The following is a 4,276-nucleotide window of genomic DNA, read 5'->3' as shown; positions in this document are numbered from 1 at the left end:
GCCCCGGCTAGCCCAGCCCCAGCGACCGCTTCAGGAAGTCCACCTGGAGCAGCAGCAGGTTCTCCGCCACCTGCTCCTGCGGGGTCATGTGCGTCACCCCGGTCAGCGGCAGCACCTCGTGCGGCCGGCCCGCCGCCAGCAGCGCCGAGGACAGCCGCAGGGTGTGCGCCACCACCACGTTGTCGTCCGCCAGACCGTGCACGATCATCATCGGCCGGGCCGGGTCCTCCGGAGCCGACAGCCCGTCGTCGGTGACCAGCGACGCCTCCGCGTACGCCGCCGGCTCCTCGTCCGGATGCCCCAGCAGCCGCTCCGCGTAGTGCGTGTCGTACAGCTTCTGGTCGCTCACCGGCGCGCCCACCACCGCCGCGTGGAACACGTCCGGCCGGCGCAGCACCGCCAGGCCCGCCAGCCAGCCGCCGAACGACCAGCCGCGGATCGCCACCCGGTCCAGGTCCAGCGGGAAGCGCCCGGCCAGCCCGTGCAGCGCCGCCACCTGGTCCTCCAGCGTCAGCGTCAGCCGCCCGCGGATCGCCTTCTCCCAGGCCGGCGAGCGCCCCGGGGTGCCCCGGCCGTCCGCCACCACCACGGCGAACCCCTGGTCGGCGAACCACTGCGAGGTCAGATACGGGTTGTGCGCGGCGACCACCCGCTGCCCGTGCGGACCGCCGTAGGGATCCATCAGCACCGGCAGCGGCCCGTCGCCCTCCGCGTAGCCCCGCGGCAGCAGCACCGCGCAGGGGATGCGCTCCGGGCCCGCCGCGACCAGCTCCACCCGCGGCGAGATCACCGGCCGCTCGGCGTACGAGGCGACCTCGGCGACCCGCTCGCCGGCCCGCCACACGGCCACCGCCGTACCCGGCTCGTCCGGCCGGGCCGACGCCAGCACCGTCACCCCGCCGCCGCGGACCGCGGTGTGCACCCCCGGCCCCTCGGAGATCCGCTCCGCGCCCGAGCCGTCCACCCGGTACACATGAATCTGGCCAATTTCCGGATCACCGGCGTCCTCGCCCGCCGACGCGCTCACCAGGACGTCGTCCGCGCCCACGTCCAGCACCGCGCGCAGATGCAGCGCCGCGCCGGTCAGCGCCCGGTCGCCGACGGCGAGCGCCCGCGCCCCGCTCTCGTCGGTGATCCGCACCAGCTCCCCGCCGTGCGTCCACGCCGGCGACCCGGGCCCCAGCTCCAGCCAGGCCGGGTCCTTCTCCAGACGCACCAGCGAGGTCTCGCCGCTCGCCGCGTCCACCGCCAGGTACTGCTGGACGCGCTGGTCGCGGGCCTGCACCAGCAGCAGCGGCGGCCCGCCCGACGACCAGTGCACCCGGGCCAGATAGGGGAACGCCGTCCGGTCCCACACCACCTCGGTGCGCTCGCCGGCCAGGTCGGTGAGGAACAGCCGCACCTCGGCGTTGGGCGTCCCCGCCGACGGGTAGGGCACCGCCGCCGGCCGCCGGTCCGGGTGCGCCGGGTCGGAGATCCACCACCGCTGCACGGGGGCGTCGTCGGCCCGCGCCACCAGCAGCCGGTCCGACTCCGGCGCCCACCAGAAGCCGCGCGAACGCCCCATCTCCTCGGCCGCGATGAACTCCGCCAGACCGTAGGTGACCGTCTCCGCCTCCGGCTCGGCCAGCGCCCGGTCGCCGCCGCCGTCCGCACCCACCACCCGCAGCGCCCCGCCGGCGGTGTACGCCACCCACCGCCCGTCGGGGGAGGGGCGCGGGTCGATCACCGGCCCCGCCACGGGCAGCTCCCGGGCGGTGCCGGCCCGCAGCTCCGCCGTGAACAGCCGCCCGGAGAGCGCGAACGCCGCCAACTCCACCGCGCCGTCCACCGCGTAGCCGACGATGCCGCCGCCGCCCTCCCGGCTGCGCTCGCGGCGCGCTCGCTCCTCCGTCGACAACTCCTCCTCGGCGCCCTGGAGAAGCGCCCCGGGATCGGCCGCGACCCGCTCGCGGATCCCGTCGTCCAGATCCAGCACCCACAGACTGCCGGCTCTGACGGTGCCCGAGGGGGAGCGCAGGAACACCACCCGCGAGCCGTCGGGCGCGACGGTGAACGCCCGGGGCGCGCCCAGGGTGTAGCGCTGGGTCCGGGCGAACTGCCGGGGGAAGGAGAGCCGTTTGGCGGAGGTCTCATGATGGGAGGTCATACGACCGAAACTAGCGGTCGTGCGCCCCCGCGTGCTGCCGTGCACCGAACGATGCGTGGAAACGGATAGTTATGATCCGTAGCGCCGGGTGGGTATAACCCGTCCGGCACATGCACGTCGACCGGTCCCGACCGCATATGTATGGAGGTGAACCGCCGTGGCACTCTCGATTTCGGCGGTGGTGCTGCTGGCGATCATCGTCTTCATCCTGATGAGGAAGTCAGGACTGAAGGCGATCCACGCGCTGGTGTGCGTCCTGCTCGGCTTCTACCTGGCCAGCTCCTCGATCGCCCCGACCATCAGCGAACTCACCACCAACGTCGCGGGCATGATCGGCGGCTTCAAGTTCTGAGCGGCCGCGGGGCCCGGAGGTTCGCGCCCCGGCGGCGCCGCCGGTGGTCCTAAGGTGGGTCGTATGACCCACCTGCCCGCCCGTCGTCTGCTCCTGGTGCACGCGCACCCCGACGACGAGTCGATCAACAACGGCGCCACCATGGCGAAGTACGCCGCCGAGGGCGCCCAGGTCACCCTGGTGACCTGCACACGCGGCGAGGAGGGCGAGGTCATCCCGCCCTCCCTCGCCCATCTGGCGCCCGACCGCGAGGACCAGCTCGGCCCCTACCGGGTCGGCGAACTGGCCGCCGCCATGAAGGAGCTGGGCGTCACCGACCACCGCTTCCTCGGCGGCTCCGGCCGCTACCGCGACTCCGGGATGATGGGCGCCGAGCAGAACCGCCGCCCGGGCGCCTTCTGGAGCGCCGACGTGGACGAGGCCGCCGCCCACCTGGTCGAGGTGGTCCGCCAGGTCCGCCCCCAGGTGCTGGTGACCTACGACCCGCACGGCGGGTACGGCCACCCCGACCACATCCAGGCCCACCGGGTCGCCATGCGCGCCTTCGACCTCGCCGCCGAGCGCGCCTACCGCCGCGACCTCGGCGCCCCGCACGAGATCGCCAAGGTCTACTGGAACCGCGTCCCGCGCGCGTACGCCGAGGAGGGCTTCGCCCGCCTGCGCGACGCCGGCGTCTTCGCGAAGTCCGCCGCCCCCGAGGACGTCCCCGGCCTCACCGCCGACGAGACGCTGATCACCGCCGAGATCGACGGCGCGGCCTACGCCGGCCGCAAGACCGCCGCGATGCGCGCCCACGCCACCCAGATCGCCGTCGAGGGCGGCTTCTTCGCCCTCTCCAACGACCTGGGCCAGCCGGTGCTCACCACCGAGCACTACCAGTTGGCGCGCGGCGGCTCCGGCGCCCCGGCCGGCGAGCGGGAGCGCGACCTGTTCGCGGGGGTGGCCGCGTGACCGCCCCCGACTCCCGCACCGCCGCCTCCCGTACGCCGGGCCGGGCCGCCTCCGCCGGGCTGCTGGCCGCGCTGCTGGTGCTGGGCGCGCTCGCCGGCGCGGCCGGCTCGCTGGTCCAAGCCCTGTGGTTCCCCGGCGGGTTGCTGCTCGCCCTGGCCGGCACGGGCGCGGTCTTCTACGGCGGGCTGCGCGCCTACGGGGCGCAGGCCGGGGTGCTCGCCCCGGGCGCGAGCTGGCTCGTGGCCGTGATCCTGCTCTCGCTCGGCCGCCCCGAGGGCGACGGGGTGTTCTTCGGCTCGCTGTCCGAACTCCTCTACGTCATCGGCGGCCTGGTCGCCGTGGTGATCTGCGCCACCCTCGCCCGCGTTCCCCCGGCGGAGCGCCGCGGCGGCCCACTCGGGGGGTGATCTGCCCCGGCTTGGGGCTGTTTGACCGGCTCGGTTCTCCCGGTCGCACGATGCGGCCCGGCGGCGGCCAGTATGGTGGTGCGCGCCGCCGGGCGCCCGTACGTGTAAGAGCGGGCGGCGGAGCCGACCAGGAGAACCAGCTTTGAGCCGTGAAACTGACAGTTCGTCCTCCGGCCCCCAGGGGCGCGGCGGAGCCGCGTACCCCTCGGGCACCCCGCCGTACGGAACGCGCCAGTCCCCGGACGGCGCGCAGGAGGCCGCCGAGGCGGGCATCCCGGACGAACCCAGGACCGAGACCACGCTGACCACCCGCATCCGGATCAACATCCCCGGGTCGCGGCCGATCCCGCCGGTCGTCATGCGTAAGCCGATGAACGGCTCCGACGGGCCCGCGCCCGAGCCGGACCCCGCCGGCGC

4 protein-coding genes and 1 pseudogene are annotated in these 4,276 nt (G+C 75.0%); 4 read left to right on the top strand and 1 reads right to left on the bottom strand.

The features are described 5' to 3' along the window. Positions 1–7: 7 nt before the first annotated feature. Complete coding sequence (locus C6N75_RS25990; protein ID WP_105871315.1) at positions 8–2,149, bottom strand: prolyl oligopeptidase family serine peptidase; 2,142 nt, start codon at positions 2,147–2,149, stop codon at positions 8–10. Between the two features lie 157 nt (positions 2,150–2,306). On the opposite strand from C6N75_RS25990, the gene C6N75_RS25985 reads away from it, so the two are divergent. From C6N75_RS25985 to C6N75_RS25970, 4 genes and pseudogenes are all read left to right on the top strand, one after another. Further along, complete coding sequence (locus tag C6N75_RS25985) at positions 2,307–2,501, top strand: hypothetical protein (protein WP_105871314.1); 195 nt, start codon at positions 2,307–2,309, stop codon at positions 2,499–2,501. A 63-nt stretch (positions 2,502–2,564) separates the two neighbouring features. Beyond that, a complete protein-coding gene (gene mshB, locus C6N75_RS25980; protein ID WP_105871313.1) occupies positions 2,565–3,452 on the top strand; it encodes an N-acetyl-1-D-myo-inositol-2-amino-2-deoxy-alpha-D-glucopyranoside deacetylase in 888 nt (295 codons plus the stop codon). Beyond that, positions 3,449–3,859: a DUF6113 family protein gene (locus C6N75_RS25975; protein WP_219852918.1), complete on the top strand. Its 411-nt coding sequence runs from the start codon at positions 3,449–3,451 to the stop codon at positions 3,857–3,859. The genes mshB and C6N75_RS25975 overlap by 4 nt, the downstream gene beginning before the upstream one ends. Positions 3,860–4,001: 142 nt before the next feature. Continuing rightward, positions 4,002–4,276 (top strand): annotated as a pseudogene (locus C6N75_RS25970) (hypothetical protein); the annotation flags it as partial.

This window comes from Streptomyces solincola (genome assembly GCF_002982015.1).
Classification (GTDB): domain Bacteria; phylum Actinomycetota; class Actinomycetes; order Streptomycetales; family Streptomycetaceae; genus Streptomyces; species Streptomyces solincola.
This window is presented reverse-complemented; position numbering and strand designations above follow the sequence as displayed.